The 16341-nt window shown below is 31.6% G+C and carries 14 protein-coding genes; 13 read left to right on the top strand and 1 reads right to left on the bottom strand.

Going from position 1 to position 16341, the window contains the following annotated elements; translation table 11 throughout:
- Positions 1-74 precede the first annotated feature (74 nt).
- The 12 genes from COE53_RS06960 to recQ all read left to right on the top strand — a co-directional run bounded on the left by COE53_RS06960 (position 75) and on the right by recQ (position 10807).
- A complete protein-coding gene (locus COE53_RS06960) occupies positions 75-374 on the top strand; it encodes a helix-turn-helix domain-containing protein (RefSeq protein WP_069032572.1) in 300 nt (99 codons plus the stop codon).
- A gap of 17 nt (positions 375-391) precedes the next feature.
- Positions 392-1237: an IS3 family transposase gene (locus tag COE53_RS06965; protein WP_069032573.1), complete on the top strand. Its 846-nt coding sequence runs from the start codon at positions 392-394 to the stop codon at positions 1235-1237.
- A gap of 172 nt (positions 1238-1409) precedes the next feature.
- Positions 1410-2255 carry a protein-glutamine gamma-glutamyltransferase gene (locus COE53_RS06970; RefSeq protein ID WP_069032637.1) on the top strand — a complete coding sequence of 282 codons (846 nt, stop codon included), beginning with the start codon at positions 1410-1412 and terminating at the stop codon, positions 2253-2255.
- A 385-nt stretch (positions 2256-2640) separates the two neighbouring features.
- The gene (locus tag COE53_RS06975; protein WP_069032574.1) at positions 2641-3597 is read left to right on the top strand and encodes a LacI family DNA-binding transcriptional regulator; all 957 of its coding nucleotides are present in this window, start codon (positions 2641-2643) and stop codon (positions 3595-3597) included.
- 279 nt (positions 3598-3876) lie between these two features.
- Positions 3877-4494 carry a pyroglutamyl-peptidase I gene (locus COE53_RS06980; protein WP_353616537.1) on the top strand — a complete coding sequence of 206 codons (618 nt, stop codon included), beginning with the start codon at positions 3877-3879 and terminating at the stop codon, positions 4492-4494.
- The gene (pxpB, locus tag COE53_RS06985; protein ID WP_098947594.1) at positions 4487-5230 is read left to right on the top strand and encodes a 5-oxoprolinase subunit PxpB; all 744 of its coding nucleotides are present in this window, start codon (positions 4487-4489) and stop codon (positions 5228-5230) included. Before COE53_RS06980 ends, pxpB begins: the two co-directional genes overlap by 8 nt.
- Entirely contained in the window at positions 5220-5975 is a 756-nt protein-coding gene (locus tag COE53_RS06990) for a 5-oxoprolinase subunit PxpA (protein WP_098947612.1), read from the top strand. Before pxpB ends, COE53_RS06990 begins: the two co-directional genes overlap by 11 nt.
- Positions 5976-5979: 4 nt before the next feature.
- Positions 5980-6924, top strand: a complete 945-nt coding sequence (locus COE53_RS06995) for a 5-oxoprolinase subunit C family protein (protein ID WP_098947596.1) — start codon at positions 5980-5982, stop codon at positions 6922-6924.
- A gap of 2 nt (positions 6925-6926) precedes the next feature.
- Positions 6927-7430: an ankyrin repeat domain-containing protein gene (locus tag COE53_RS07000; RefSeq protein ID WP_098947598.1), complete on the top strand. Its 504-nt coding sequence runs from the start codon at positions 6927-6929 to the stop codon at positions 7428-7430.
- Positions 7431-7513: 83 nt separating this feature from the next.
- The gene (locus COE53_RS07005) at positions 7514-8230 is read left to right on the top strand and encodes a pseudouridine synthase (protein ID WP_091021361.1); all 717 of its coding nucleotides are present in this window, start codon (positions 7514-7516) and stop codon (positions 8228-8230) included.
- A complete protein-coding gene (locus COE53_RS07010; protein ID WP_025569195.1) occupies positions 8214-8654 on the top strand; it encodes a YaiI/YqxD family protein in 441 nt (146 codons plus the stop codon). Before COE53_RS07005 ends, COE53_RS07010 begins: the two co-directional genes overlap by 17 nt.
- Before the next feature lie 41 nt (positions 8655-8695).
- A complete protein-coding gene (recQ, locus tag COE53_RS07015; RefSeq protein ID WP_098947600.1) occupies positions 8696-10807 on the top strand; it encodes a DNA helicase RecQ in 2112 nt (703 codons plus the stop codon).
- 65 nt (positions 10808-10872) lie between these two features.
- On the opposite strand, the gene COE53_RS07020 is transcribed toward recQ, so the two are convergent.
- Positions 10873-12474: a glycoside hydrolase family 10-like protein gene (locus COE53_RS07020; protein ID WP_098947602.1), complete on the bottom strand. Its 1602-nt coding sequence runs from the start codon at positions 12472-12474 to the stop codon at positions 10873-10875.
- 316 nt (positions 12475-12790) lie between these two features.
- Between COE53_RS07020 and COE53_RS07025 the strand changes: the two genes are divergently transcribed.
- The gene (locus COE53_RS07025) at positions 12791-15961 is read left to right on the top strand and encodes an ATP-binding cassette domain-containing protein (protein WP_098947604.1); all 3171 of its coding nucleotides are present in this window, start codon (positions 12791-12793) and stop codon (positions 15959-15961) included.
- Positions 15962-16341: the final 380 nt, after the last annotated feature.

Here is a 16341-nt window from a genome sequence, read left to right on the forward strand (position 1 = left end):
GATAGACTGCACCCCTTAAAGTAGATGTTGAAAAACCCACATATGGGCAACATTGATTTTAAGGGGTGTTTCTTATGGCGAAAAAAGGACAAAAGTTTCAAAAATATAGTATGGAAATTAAGGCAGAAGCAATCCGTTTAAAAGAAGAAGGTTATTCTTATAAGCAAATTGCTGACAGATTAAACATTGTAAGTAGTGACACTGTTACTACTTGGTGGATGAAATATCAAAGAGACGGACACGCATTTCATCTTGATAATAGAGGTCGAAAAAAAGATTATTCAGATCAAGAACGATACATTAAGAAATTGGAGTTAGAGAATGCCATTCTAAAAAAGTTTCAGGAAATCTTGATAAAGGAGGGAAAAAACTAAAGTTCCATATTGTTGACATTTTAAGAAGTCGATTTACAGTTGAAGATTTATGTAACTTTCTTGAGGTTTCTCAAAGTGGTTATTATAAGTATAAAAAGACTATTAAAGAGGATAAACATAGAGAACTAAAAGATTTAATTCTGAGATTGTATGATGAATCAGATAAACAATGGGGGTTTCGAAATATACACAGTGAGCTTGTAGAAGAATACCATATGAAGATTAATCATAAACGAGTATATCGACTTTGTAAGGAACTTGGAATCCGGTCTATTATTAGAAAAAAGAGAAAGTATCCTAACTACAATCAATACAGATTGAAAGAACCGGAAACAATCGCACCAAACCGATTAAATAGAGATTTTAAAGTCGATAAACCAAACCATAAGTGGGTAACTGACATTACTCCCTTCCAAGTAGGGGCTGAGAAATTACATTTATCAGCTATATTAGATCTTTATAATAATGAAATTCTTGCTTATGAAATGAGTAAAAATACAGAGACTCTTTTGGTAATAAAGACAGTGTATCAAGCAGTTCAAAAAGAAAAGGATGTGCAAAATGTTATTCTCCATAGCGACAGGGGAACACAGTACACATCCAAGCTATACCAAGATACACTGGATGCTTACGGAATTAAGTCCAGTATGTCTCGACCAGGCAATCCATATGATAATGCCTGTATAGAAAGCTTCTTTTCTCATTTAAAGACAGAAGCATTCTATCCCTATTCTGTACAAAATATGGAGGATTTAAAAGCGATAATTGATAAATATATTTATAAATATAATCACAAAAGAAGACAAATACGACTGAATAGACAATCTCCAGTTAGTTTTAGACATCAACAACTGGCTTCTTAAGCACGTAAAAAGGGAGCTATTTCAAAGAAATAACTCTGCTTTTTATTTCATATCCACTTTTTGGGGTCTTGACCAAGGAAAGGTCCTTCGACGAATATACACTTAAAAAAGATGATTGAATATGATGGGTATACATGGAAAACTAATACTTGATGTAGAAAAGAGGTATATTATGAATCGTTTTTCGGGATTGCCCACTCAAGAAATTGACTCGGGTTCGTCTGACAGTAGTGTAAAAAAGATCATTCAACGGATGAATGAAGAACCGACTTTATTTGGATTTCGATCTGTTGAAGAGTATGAGGGGATGTTGCGAAATAACATAATTTTAAGTGCAAGAGCTATGTTTCAAAATAAAATCAGGTTTGCAGTATTTGAAAAATCTTATTGTAATCCAATGTACTGGCAATTAATGAGAACTGGCGGATTCCTATTGAGGAGAGGCGTAAGACCTTCTGACGCAATTAATGATATTTTCATTAATAGTTCATATTATGCGTTTGAATGTGCAACGGCAATGGTCATCATTTATTACCATGCGGTCCTAAATCTTATTGGCGAAAACTTATTTAATCAAATATTTCAAAACATCTATTTATACGGCTGGCATACTAATACTGACTTAGGTATAGGTGCACAGTATTCTAACCGAATTTTACCTGGAGATATCGTATATTTTAATAATCCAGAATTTAATCCACTCACCCCTGAGTGGAGAGGGGAAAATGCGGTAGTTCTAGGAGATGGTACTTATTTTGGACATGGATTAGGAATATTGACAGCCGAACAAATGATTTTTGCCCTGAATAAAATGAGATGGCCAGGAGCATTTCGGTCAGCCTACCTGACTAATTCAGTTACAAGACCAAACTTTAAAAATTTGGCAGCATTATCGAATTGGCAACGAGATCATTCAAATAATAAGCATAGGAATATAGTAATCCATCATAATGAAAGTTCGATTTCATTTGATCATTATATGTATTTGTTAAACTACTTTACGAATCACTTTATGTGATGTTCAATTGTAATAAATATTACTTAAAACTATAAAAAACCAAAGTGAGGTCATGGCAGAGTGTTTTATTTGCTAAACCTCACTCTTTTTATAATATTTCCATTAGTTTATGCCCTAATATTCCCAATAACTTTATTACTTCTTAATTTTACCATTGATGTAAAAGTGGGCAATGGAAGTTAAAAATACTTCAGTGCTCACTTTTTAAAAGTATAAATATAACATTTCTAATTTAGATACAAAGGGTGGAAAAAATAAAGGAAAGTATTAATTAATTTTGATAAAATTAATATACGTATTATATTTCATCTACATTTAATCTAAACGTAATCAAAGAAAAAATAGAAAAATGGCTTTTTGGTATACATAGAATGGAGGATATGGGATGGCGGGAATAAAAGATATTGCCAAAGAAGCTGGAGTTTCCATTTCAACGGTGTCATATGCATTGAATGGTAGTCCAAAAGTAACAGAAGAAACTCGTAGCAGAATCATGAAGATTGCAAATAGATTAGGTTACGTTCCTAATGCTGCGGCAAGGATGTTAAAGGTTAAAGAAACAAAAATTATTGGGGTATTCTTAGCTGATTATGGAGGTTATTTTTACGGACCACTATTAAGAGGAATGAGACAAGCTTTAAACGACAAAGGTTATGAATTAATTGCTTGTTCTGGCGTGCAATCCCATCGACTTTTACTAGAAAAAGTAATTGATGGTGGAATCATATTAGATCAGGCTTTTTCAGATGAAGAACTTTTAGACTATGCAGAAAAAAATTATAAAATGGTAGTGATGGATCGAGAATTACAGCACAATAATATTAAAGGCGTTCTATTAAATAATAATAGTGGAGCTAAATTAGCGATTAAAGAACTTCTTAAAAATGATGTAAAAAAAGTATATGCGGTAACAGGGCCAGAAGGATCATACGATTCAAGTAAACGTATGGAAGGTGTTAGAGAGGAAGTAGCAAATTATCCTGAAATTGAGTTAATTGAAATCGGTGGAAATTTCATGAAGGATTCAGGAGAGTTAGCAGCACAACAAATCTTTTCAAACTATAATGAGCCAAGTTCAATTTTCTGTTTAAATGATGAAATGGCAATTGGGATCTATAACTATCTACAAAATACAGATTATAAAGTAGGGAAAGATGTCTATATTGTAGGTTTTGATAATATTGAATTATCACAATATGTATCACCAAGATTAAGTACTGTATCTTATTCTACATTTGATTGGGGTTCATTAGCGGCTAAAAATTTATTGAAACTCATATCTAACGAAGTTATTGAGAATGAGAAAATTGAAGTTTCATTAATTGTTGGTGGATCTTCTTAAGTAGATAATTATATCAGAAACTTAAGTTTTTCTTAAAGTGACTTAAATTTCTCTTAAAAAGAGATGTTTAAGTTTCTTTTTTATGTCTAATAACGAAAATTTCACATACCGTAATAGGACGAAAAAAACAAAAAAAAACAGTTTTTAATAGTAAAATTGAACAAATGACTTAATTAAAAAAGAACATACCTTGGAATTCAACCTCTTTTACTAATATGACAGGAAATTATACTGACTTTGTCGAAATATTGAACTATATAAATTCTACCAAAGGACTGAGTGCTTTTGAACACATTATTGTTAACGGGTTTTGAACCTTTTTTGAACTTTTCAATTAATCCTACAGAAGAAATTGTGAAAGAGTTAAATAATCAAGAGGTTGGTGGGTTTCAAATAATTGGGGCAGTTTTACCTGTTGATTTCAGTACAGCGGGTAATGAGTTTATAAAATTATTTCATACGTATAACCCATCGGCAGTTATATCATTAGGATTAGCAGGTGGTCGATTAAAAATAACGCCAGAACGGATCGCCATAAATTGCAATGATGGTGCAGCGGATAATAAAGGGAATAAATATGCAGGGGCTAAAATTGATCCAGAAGGCCCGGATGGACTATTTACAACACTTCCAATTCAAAAGATTGTTAATGAATTAAACAATCACAAATTTCCAGCTGAAATATCCAATTCTGCAGGTACTTATTTGTGTAATAACGTGATGTATCAAATGCTTAATGAATTAAATAAAATTAACAAGCAAATTCCGAGTGGCTTTATTCATATCCCAGCTTCACATGAAATGGCCGTAATTGATCAGAAATTGCCAAGTTGGTCACAAACTGATTTGACGAACGCTATAAAGCTAGCAATCGAAGTGATTGATTTAAATGACTAGCACCAAATTGGATATATTTCCAGTAGGTTGCTCTGGCTTAGTATGTTATTTAGGTGATTCCATTTCAATGGAAACAAATAAATTAGTACATGCTTTTTCAGAATATCTAAAAACTAAATTATTGACTAAAATAACAGCAGTTGTACCATCTTATCATTCCATTACGATTTTTTATGATTCAATTAACTTTTCATACAAGGAAATATACCAAGAAATAAAAGGTCATTTTAATCGTTATACTAGTTCGAAAATTAACAGAGAACATACAATTTATAAAATTCCAATTTGTTTTAGTTCCACGTTTGGGACAGAACTTCCAAAAGTAGCAGAGCATAATAAACTAAAAACTGAAGAGGTAATTCAACTTTATCTAGAAAAAATGTATCCCATTTATATGATTGGTTTTATACCCGGGTTTCCATATCTTGGCGGGTTAAATCCTAAACTAGCAACTCCTAGGCTAACAAAACCAAAAACAGTATTAAAGGGTTCGGTTGGGATTGCTGGACATCAAACAGGGATTTATCCATTTGAATCTCCTGGTGGATGGAATATTATTGGACGTACGCCAATTTCAATATTTTCAACTAAAAATAATGGCACAGAAAACTTTAAACCTGGAGATCTAGTGAAATTTTTTGAGATTAATATCGAAGGATTTAATGAGATTGAACAACTAGTGAAAGAGGACAACTATTCAATTAAAAAGGAAGTGCGTTTTATTGATTCACATTGATTTAAACTGTGATTTAGGTGAAAGTTTTGGAAATTACAAAATAAATGATGAACAAATTATGCCACATATTACTTCTGCTAATATCGCTTGCGGATTTCATGCAGGAGATCCGTTTGTAATTTATGAAACAGTAAAATTAGCAAAGCAATATAATCTATCAATTGGAGCGCATCCAAGTTTTCCAGATTTACTTGGTTTTGGTAGAAGAGAAATGAACTTCAGTGAAGAAGAAATATATAAATTAGTTCTCTATCAGATTGGTGCACTCTATTCGGTTTGCAAAGTAAACCAAGTTGAACTACGTCATTTAAAACCTCATGGTGCACTTTATAATATGGCAGCTACTAATCTGAAACTTGCTTTAGCGATTACAAAAGCAATGAAAAGCTTCGATCCTTCATTAGTCTTATTTGGACTTGCAAATAGCAAATTAATTGAAGCTGCAATCGAAATGAATATTCCTTTTTCTTCAGAAGTATTTGCAGATCGAGCATATGGTGATGATGGTCTATTAGTCCCTCGTAATCAATTAAACTCGGTTCATCACAATACGAAAGATGCCATTCATCAAGCACTTCAAATTGTAACAACTAAAACCGTATCGACAATTTCCGGTAAAGATATTCCAATTCAAGCAGATACCATTTGCATACATAGTGATTCTGACATTTCAATTAAATTAGCGATGGAATTACGTAAGGTATTTAGTGAAAATAATATACTTGTTAAGTCTATAGGAGCGTAATACTTTGAAAGAGCTTTTTGAAGTTTTACAAAGAGGTGTATCTATTTCAATTCAAGATAATGGTAGGAATGGATTTAGACATTTAGGGATACCTGTATCTGGTGCGATGGACAAGCTAGCTTATCAAATTGGAAATCTATTATTAGGAAATAAATTTAATGCATCTAGTATCGAAATTGCGATTGGTGGTACAGTCTTAAAAGCATTAAATCAATGCTCAATCGTCATTACAGGCGGAGATTTGAAACCTACAATTAACGGTAAATTCGTTGACATGTATAAAATAATCGACATAGAAAAAGGAGAGATATTGACTTTTAACGGGGGAAATAATGGTGTTTACTCATATATTTCGGTACCCGCCGGAATTACAAGTGAATGTCACTTCGAAAGTCAGTCCTCGTATGAGCCTGCTTCTCTTGGATTAATTGTTAAGAAAGGTACAATAATTTATGGTTCAAGGACTACATATAAACTAGTAAAAAATGGACTAAAGCATGAGTATATACCAATCTATCATAAGCATAATTTGGTTCATTTTATAAAAAGTAGTCATTTTGAAAAAATACATCACCAGATAAAAACACAAATTTTATCTGAACCTCTTACAGTTGGTATCTTTAATAGAATGGGAATGTATTTAAATTCAAAAAATGCTAATTTAGAACAGTTTGACTCAAATATTTTATCAGAAGGCACTACTTTTGGAACCATTCAAATCCTACCATCTGGTGAACCAATTATCTTACTAGCAGACTCACAAACTACAGGTGGATATGCCACATTAGGTACAGTAATTTATTCAGACCTTTGGAAACTTGTACAAATGCAACAAGGAAATACAATTCAATTAATACCAGTAGATGTAGATGAGGCGAGACTTTTAAATAAAAGGCTTCATTTATTTTTAAATTATTTACAAATTGAATGTAGAAATAAGGAGAGATAAAGATGGAAAATTTACTTGCAAAGTTATTTGATGCTACGGAAAAAGGCGAAAATGAAATTGTAATTGAAATAATAAGTAACCAGCCGAATTTGATTCATGAAGAAAATGAACATGGGCTAACGTTACTTGGAATCGCAGCACATTACGGTCAATATGAAGTTGTAAAAACTTTAGTAAAAAATGGTGCTCAGATCAATGAGCTTTCTCACTCAAAGCTTTCATTCATTCCACAAAACACGGCTCTCCATGCAGCTATTGCTGGTGCTAAGTCAATTGAAGTGATCGATTTTCTTTTAACTAATGGAGCAAATCCTAATATTAGCGACAGTGAAGGCCACACTCCTTTACATATCGCAGCATTTGAAGGAAACACTTCTATAGCTGAACATTTGTTAAAAAACGGTGCTGAAATTAAAACGAATAATTCTGGTAAAACACCAATTGAAATTGCTGAAGAACGTGGTAATTCAGATTTTATCAATTTTCTAAAAGAAGTAACTTTATAAATAATTCGTAGTGTTGTGATGACTGTTCTGTCACAACACTTTTTGTTATGATAAAGGAAAGACTAGTAAAAGAGGAATAAGATTTGAGAATTAATGTTTATATTAGTGCATCAGGGTATTGTTCCAGAAGGGCAGCAGAACGATTGGTAGCTGCGGGACAGGTTAAAATTAACGGACTAACTGCTGAAAAAAACAGCATAGTAGAAGAAAACGATGTTGTACAAGTAAATGATGAAGCTATTTACTTAACGAGTGAAAAAGACTATATTATCCTAAATAAACCAGTAGGAATTACTTGTACAGGATTACAAACCGTAAAAGGGAATATAATTGATTTTGTTAATTATCCAAAGAGGATTTTTCCAATAGGTAGATTAGATAAAGATTCTGAAGGATTAATCATCCTTACAAACGACGGACCTATTGCACATAAAATTTTACATAGTGAACATGGACATGAAAAAGAGTATATTGTTACAGTCGATCAGCCAATTAATGTAGATTTTATTAATGGCATGTCAAATGGTGTACTAATCGGAAATGTTTTAACTAAAAAATGTAAAGTTGAAAAAATAGATGAATTTACATTCCGTATTATTTTAACGCAGGGCTTAAATCGTCAAATTCGGAAAATGGCAAAAAGTTTTGGATTTAAAGTGATTAAATTAAAGAGAATTCGAATTATGAATATCCATATGGAAAATCTAGAAATAGGTAAATGGAGAAAATTAACAGATAACGAACTATTTATTTTAAAAGAACAATTGAAAGAGGAAGAATCAAATGAAAATTTTAATTGATGCAGATGGCTGTCCAGTAGTTTCAGAAACAATTAAAATCGCAGCAGAATTTAAAATAAACGTTCTTTTATTATGTGATACTGCTCATATAATGCAAAGAGAAGGCGCTGAAACGATAGTAGTTTCCCAAGGTGCGGATGCAGTTGATTTTGCATTAGTAAATCGAGTTGTAAGTGGAGATCTCGTAATTACCCAAGACTATGGTCTTGCTGCTATGGTTTTATCAAAGCAAGCTTATGTATTAAATCAAAACGGCTTTCAATATACAAATGAAAATATTGATTCACTATTACATACTCGATATGTTTCAAAGAAAATTCGAAATGCGGGTGGACGAGTGAAGGGACCAAAAAAACGTCAAAAGCTTGATAATGCAAATTTCGAAAACGGCTTAAGAAAATTACTTTCTTCAATTTCTTTATAGTAAAATAGAGTTGTACAAATAAAATAAAAAAGGAGGCAAGCATGTTAACACTTGCAAGAGAAAACTTAAAAAAGTATTTTGGATATGAAAATTTTAGAGCGGGACAAGAACAAATTATTGAACGAGTTTTATCAGGAAAGCACACAGCTGGTATTATGCCAACAGGTGGTGGAAAGTCGATCTGTTATCAAATTCCAGCGACAATTCTCCAAGGAGTTACCCTCGTCATTTCTCCTTTGATCTCTTTAATGAAAGACCAGGTAGATGCATTGCATCAAGTAGGTATTCCTTCCACATTTATTAATAGTTCACTTTCTTATAATGAAGTAAATGAAAGAATGATGGATTTAAGCTATGGCGAATACAAAATTCTATATGTTGCGCCTGAAAGGTTAGAATCAGAAAGCTTTATCGATGAATTAAAAAGATTGCCGATCTTACTTGTAGCAGTTGATGAAGCACACTGTATATCGTCGTGGGGACATGATTTTAGACCAAGTTACTTACGTATAAAAAACTTAATACAAGAATTGCCTACGAACCCAACAATATTAGCACTTACTGCTACGGCAACTCCTCAAGTTAAATCTGATATATGTAATCAACTAGGAATAATTGAGGAAACGACGATCATTACAGGCTTTGAAAGAGAGAATTTGTCATTTAAAGTGATTAGAGGACAAAATCGATTAGATTATATTTGTAATTACATAAAACAAAATAAAAACGAATCTGGTATTATTTACGCAGCAACTAGGAAAGAAGTAGATAATGTTACCAATAAATTAAAAAACCTAGGCATTTCCGTCGGTAAATATCATGCAGGCTTAAGCGATGCAGAACGTTCAAAACAACAGGATGCATTTTTACAAGATAATATTAATGTAATGGTTGCTACAAATGCATTTGGAATGGGAATTGACAAAAGTAATGTTAGATACGTAATCCATTACCAAATGCCTAAAAATATGGAAAGTTATTATCAAGAGGCTGGAAGAGCAGGACGAGATGGATTAGAAAGTGAATGTATTTTACTTTTTACTGCACAAGACGTTCAAATTCAAAGATTTTTAATTGAGCAATCTACCTTTGAACCTAATCGATTAAAACAAGAGATTTCAAAACTACAATCAATGAAGGATTACAGTTATTGTGAAACATGTTTACAAGCATTTATTCTAAAATATTTTGGGGATGAAAGTGACCACTCTTGTGGTAAGTGTAGTAATTGTATTGACGAACGGACTGCAATAGACATTACAATTGATGCTCAAATCGTTTTATCATGCATTATTCGAATGGGCGAAAGATTTGGTAAAACGATGGTTGCATCAGTACTAACTGGATCAATGAATAAAAAATTAATAGACTTAAATTTTCATACTTTAACGACATACGGTTTATTCAAAAATCGCACATTAAAAAGTGTTGGCGATTTAATTGATTATTTAACATCGGAACAATTTATTGGTGTTACAAGCGGTAAATTCCCACTGTTAACTGTAACAAATAGGGGAAGAGAAGTACTATTAAATAAAATAAATGTAATGAAAAAAGAAGAAATCCAAGTTACTGAAAGTACAAACGTCGATAATCATTTATTTGATCAACTGCGAAGTTTACGTAAAGAAATTGCGACAGAACTTGGAGTACCACCATTTGTCGTATTTGCAGATAGTACTTTACGAGATTTATGTAAATTACTCCCAACTACTGATGAAGAATTCCTACAAGCAAAAGGTGTCGGATTACAAAAACAACAAAAATTTGGTGATCAATTTATAGAAGTGATCAAGAAGTATAAAGAAGAAAACCAAATTGAAGTAGAAACAACAAAACCAAAAGCAACAATTATTAATAAAGTACCTTCACACAAAATATCATACGAATCTTATCAAAACGGACTTTCGATTTCTGAAATTGCAAAAGAGAGAGGATTAAATACGACTACTGTTGAAAATCATATTTTGCAAAGTGCAGTGGAAGATGATCGTTTTGATTGGGATGAAGTAGTGCCTTTTGATATTGAAAAACAAATTAAAGAAGTAATAAATACAGTTGGAAGCGAAAAACTTCGACCTATAAAAGACGAATTACCAACTGAAATTAGTTATTTTATGATAAAAGCTGTAATTATGAAATCTGCAACATAATATAAACTTTTTACACTAAAAGTATAAAGAGCTTCCTATTTTAAATGGGAAGCTCTTTATATTACCTATTTCTTGCTAGCCTTGACCTTTATTTGATTACTTTCTTTACTTTCATTATGAAGTCGATCGACAGCTGTTATTTCATACGTGTAATCTTTATCTATATTTGCTGTTGTATCTAAATATGTTGTTTTACCATTTTTTGATTTGCGAACAGTAGTTAAGATGTTCCTTGGATCATCAATGCTATTTTTATGTAATCCATCAAAACGGTATACAACATAATATGAAACATCTTGATCATTAGGGTGAGTATTCAATGTAAGTTGGATTCCATCTTTTGTTCGAGAAGCTTTTTCGAATTTTGGTTTCTTTGGAGCTTGGTTATCTAACCACGGCATTGAAGGAATTAATGCCTTTGTTCTATATAAGTCCTGGCTTAAACGATCCTTAATACCAAGTGGATTTCGATTTAAGTCTTTTATTGAAAAATGCATACTTCCTTTGATTTCAGGAATTGTACGATTTAATTCAATTTGTTTTGGTAATTCGTCAGGTAGAGCCCAAGCTGCGTTGTTATCGTTAATTTTGTAATCAGCTTGTCCAATATATAAATCAATATTCTTACCTTTTACTTCCTTCGTCCACCAATTTGCGAGTATATCGTATGCAGCAGGTTCAAATCCTATATTCCAATAGATTTGCGGAGTAATATAATCAAGATATTCTTTATTAATCCATTCTCTAGTATCTGCAAATAAATCATCATAATTTGTTTGACCAGCAGTAGTATTTGAGCCAGTAGGGTCTTTTGCTATATTTCGCCATACCCCAAAAGGACTAATCCCAAATTTGACATAAGATTTTTCTTTCTTTATTGAATTATGAAGTACTTTTACGAACTGATCTACATTGTCTCGTCGCCAATCTTCAATATTATCAAACTTTTGTTTACCATATTTTTCGTACGAAGATTGATCTGGAAATTCTTGACCAGCGATACGATATGGATAAAAATAATCATCCAAATGTACTGCATCTATATCATATTTTTTTACAACTTCCATAATCCCATCAATAATAAATTGACGTGCATCTGGATTACCTGGGTCAAAATATAATTGCTTTCCATATGGGACTACCCAATCAGGATGTTTTCTTGCAGGATGGTTTTCTGCTAAAGTATTTAAATCCTCTAAAGTTGCATTTCCTGGTGCTGTTCGTGGCATAGTAATTCGATATGGATTGAACCAAGCATGAAATTCAATATTTCGTTTATGTGCTTCTTCAACCATAAATGCAAGTGGATCATAGCCTGGATCCTTACCTTGTGTACCAGTTAAATATTTTGACCATGGACCATAATCGGATGGATAAAAAGCATCAGCGGTCGGCTTAATTTGGACAACGACTGAATTCATTCCCATCATTTCTACATCATCTAATAGTTTAATAAACTCCGATTTTTGTTGCATTTCAGACAAACCAGTAGCAGATGGCCAATCGATGTTTACTACTGATGCAATCCAAGCTGCTCGTAGCTCATGCTTTGGAGGGATAGAGTACTGTGAAGTAGTTTCAGCATGAACATTTTGAATTTGTTGAAATAATAGAGATGCACCTACTGTAGCAGCAATCGCATATTTTCCAAGTTTTCTTTTCTTCATTAGTGTTCCACCTTACTTTCTATTAAATTAGTAGCGCTTACATAATATAAAACTATCAAAAATGGAAAGTATTGTCTATAATTTTTGAAACAAAATTTCAAAAAAATCTAAAAAATCAAGAAATTAAATTTCGATTTATTTGATACTTTTTTGAAATCCCTCAAATATAAATCATTTTATCATTCCCGATTTATAGCTTGGCTTGTCTTAAATTGGTAAAATATTGATTGAAGTATAATTGCATAAATTAAAGGTCATATAAGGAATGAGCATACATAATTTATACAAATATTACGAGACAAGAGAGGATAAGAATTTGAAAATAAGTCAATTAATTGCAAATAATATTAATAAATTAGATGCAATTTTACCTGAGAATCAGTCATTAGGAATTGCTGGATTATCTGGCTCTGGTAAAACTACTTTTTGTCAAACAATTGGTGAGGAGTCAAAGAAACGTCTAGTGTCTTTACTTCCAAAAGCTGAATATCAATATTTATTCCCAAACATAATGAAAACAAATTTTAGTGCGATTAACATGGAAGAAATGCCATTAGTACTTTTCCTAGGCAAATCATCCATTTCTACTAATCCACGTTCAACACTAGGAACACATACAGGTGTTTTTAAAGACATTCGTGTAAGCCTTGCAGAAAAGTTTAATCTTTCTCCAGAAGTTTTTTCGTTTAATAATGAATTAGGTTGGTGTCCGGATTGTAAGGGCCGCGGAATTACAAAAAATATTGAATGTAAAAAGTGTAAAGGAAACCGATATAATCAAAAAATTGAAGAATATAAAATTGAGTTATTTGATCGTCCACATTCTATTTCGGATATTAATAATTTAAGTGTAGAAACAATTTTATCACTAGCAGAGGAATTACAAATTAGTGAAGCTAAACAGCATTTACTAAACAATATAATCAAAATGAATATTGGCTATTTATCCCTAAATCGAATTACTGGAACATTATCCGGTGGAGAAATAACTCGACTTTATTTAGCAGAATTTATGGCAACTAGTGAAAATACTGTTATAATCATCGATGAAATTTCGGTAGGTCTTGACCATGATACTTTAAATAGAATATTAGCCGAGATAAAAGAATTAGGATTTAAAAATCAAATTTGGTTAATTGACCATTCCGATACTGTACTAGATGCAACAGATGATCAAGTGTTTTTCGGACCTGGAAGTGGTAAATACGGCGGAAAAATCGTTGAAGAATCTCCTCGACCTAAACCGATTTATTGGAAAAGAAACGAGATTTTCCCGAATGATTTCTATGAGTTTAAAGATCTTCATTGTCGTAATATCCAAATTCAAGATATACAAATTCCTAAAAATAGACTAGTAACATTTACTGGAGAATCTGGATGTGGTAAATCAACTCTAGTAAATGAATGCATGTCAAAAGACTTTTTAAAACGATACCCAAAAGATAAATTGGTGATGGTAGGTCAGGATCGGAACCAATCGATTACGAGTCGATCAACAGTTGCTACTTTCCTAGATATAAAGAGAAAGTTAACAAAATATAGTGAAGAAATAGATGATATTTTCCTACGTTCAATCGAGGATATCATTGAAGAACTACCGAACGAAGACATAGCACATAAGCGATTAAGCTTATTAATCAAACTTGGGCTTGGCTATCTTACTCTTGAGAGAAAAACACAAACACTATCAACTGGTGAATTTCAATGTGTACATTTAGTTTCTGAACTATTTTCTAATACAAGAAGCCCTCATACATTATTCATTTTTGATGAGCCCTCAAAAGGATTATCACAAAATATATTAAATCAATTTATCGATAGTGTTCGAGAAATTCTAAAAGATGAATCAATTTCTATTATGATGATTGAACACAATGCTTACATGTTAGAAAGCTCGGATTATATTGTTGATTTTGGAAAAAGAAAGATTACTCCCGTTGAACATCTCGATGTTGTAAATCATGATGACTATTTTAATCAGATAAAACAGGATCATGAAAAGCCACAGTCGCAAATTTCATCATCACTTAAAATACAAAAGGGTGTTCAATATTTACAAGAAAATAATATAAATTATTTCAAAAATGCAGAAAACATTTATAAAGGCGGAATATTAAAAAGTCTATCATCGATGGCACGACTTATTTATGGAGAATATGAATCTGATGCTATTCTTCCTGTTATTGCAATTGATTTAGAAAGACATTTATACAGTCAATATACATTTTTATATGAAATCGGCGGCCTAATCAATCAAATCGTTGCTTCACATCCGACAAATAAGGATACAAGAAGTTTTGACTTTTATAACCAAGAAAATCATTGTCCTTCCTGTTCTGGCCGTAGAGTAATTGAGAAGTTTGATATTGATGTAGTCATTCAAGATAAAACAGTACCATTTTGGGAAGGTTTATTACATTCTGATGTAATGGAAGTTTTAAAATATTACCAATATCCTAAATTACAATTCTTATTTGATGAAATAAAAAATGAACTTGGTCAAGACATTAGTAAAAGTTTTAATGAGATGTCAGAAGCAGAAAAACAAACTTTTTTATATGGATACTATGAAAAAACTTTTTATGATAAGGCTGGAAAGACACAAAGATTATGGGAAGGCTTTAATACGATTATTGGACGGTATATGTCAATTTCAAAATCGGCCATTAAAGAACAAATGAAAGCTTCCAAAGTGCAAATTATATGTCCTATTTGTGAAGGCACAGTTTTAAACCACCACAAAAAATTAATGTTTGGCAAATTAGATATTCGTGAAATCATCAATCAACCTGTAGATCAAGTAATTAATACAGTTGGACAGTTAACAGTCTTAGAAGAAATAAAATCAATTGTTGGTGGAGAAACAGCATTAACTGTAGAAGTTTCTTTACTATCTCGAGAACAACAGGTTGCTTTAAAAATGTTAGAAATAAAACAAGCAAGTTTCGTTGGATATGAAGTTGTATTACAAAATGCTTTACCGTTCTGGGATCGTGTTAAGACAAATATTGAAGAAATAAGCAATAAAAACTTAGTAACGATAACTGATTTTAAAGATATATTGGAGACCAGAGAAGATATCATAGACAAATATTTTACAAATGGTAAATTCAAAAAACTAACATATGTTTATGAAGCATTTGGATATAAAAAAATCGTTACACTAATTAATAAAGTAAAAGCGAGTAACCCTTGTCCGTTCTGTAAAGGAAAAAAAGTAATTTCTGAAGATAATTTACATGACGGTGTATATAAATTAACAATACCATGTGTTAGCTGTTTAGCTAGTGGAATCAATGAGAATGGACGCCAACAGCTTGTTGAGGGAATTGCAGTTCAAACATGGCTCACTGGTAAAGTAAGTGAAATAGTTCCTGAAAATCAATTAACTGAAGAAGTTAAAGATATACCGATATTTAATCGTATAAGAGAACTAAATAAACGTGATATGATGGCAGTTTATCAATGTTTGATTCAAAATAATTAATAAAAATAAAACTCATTTTCAAAGAACTTTTTGAAATGAGTTTTTTATTTTGTGGCTTAAAATATATGTGTCAATATAACAGGTAAAATTGTTGTAAAACTTTCATAGAATAATGTTCACAGTTTATACATGGTATAAAAACAGGATACTTAGTATGATTAATCTGTAGAAAAAAACGAATTTTTTAAAAATATATTTTTAAAATAACAATACTATATTTGAAAGTAGGAGATATAATGAATCATTTAAACTTAGGTAGAAACTTAAAAATATCAGCGGGTTTAACAGTATTTGTAATATTCTTGATGACATATCTTTTAAACTAAAATATTGTATTTTGCATATTAATTTTATCCGAAAACTCATTTGTTAAAAATACA

The organism is Bacillus sp. AFS029533 (assembly GCF_002585125.1).
In the GTDB taxonomy this organism is placed as follows: domain Bacteria; phylum Bacillota; class Bacilli; order Bacillales; family Bacillaceae_G; genus Gottfriedia; species Gottfriedia luciferensis_B.

Coding starts and splice junctions, on each gene's coding strand:
- COE53_RS06960 (WP_069032572.1), top strand. CDS start 75: ATGGCGAAAAAAGGACAAAAGTTTCAAAAATATAGTATGGAAATTAAG.
- COE53_RS06970 (WP_069032637.1), top strand. CDS start 1,410: ATGAATCGTTTTTCGGGATTGCCCACTCAAGAAATTGACTCGGGTTCG.
- COE53_RS06975 (WP_069032574.1), top strand. CDS start 2,641: ATGGCGGGAATAAAAGATATTGCCAAAGAAGCTGGAGTTTCCATTTCA.
- pxpB (WP_098947594.1), top strand. CDS start 4,487: ATGACTAGCACCAAATTGGATATATTTCCAGTAGGTTGCTCTGGCTTA.
- COE53_RS07000 (WP_098947598.1), top strand. CDS start 6,927: ATGGAAAATTTACTTGCAAAGTTATTTGATGCTACGGAAAAAGGCGAA.
- COE53_RS07010 (WP_025569195.1), top strand. CDS start 8,214: ATGAAAATTTTAATTGATGCAGATGGCTGTCCAGTAGTTTCAGAAACA.
- recQ (WP_098947600.1), top strand. CDS start 8,696: ATGTTAACACTTGCAAGAGAAAACTTAAAAAAGTATTTTGGATATGAA.
- COE53_RS07020 (WP_098947602.1), bottom strand. CDS start 12,474: ATGAAGAAAAGAAAACTTGGAAAATATGCGATTGCTGCTACAGTAGGT.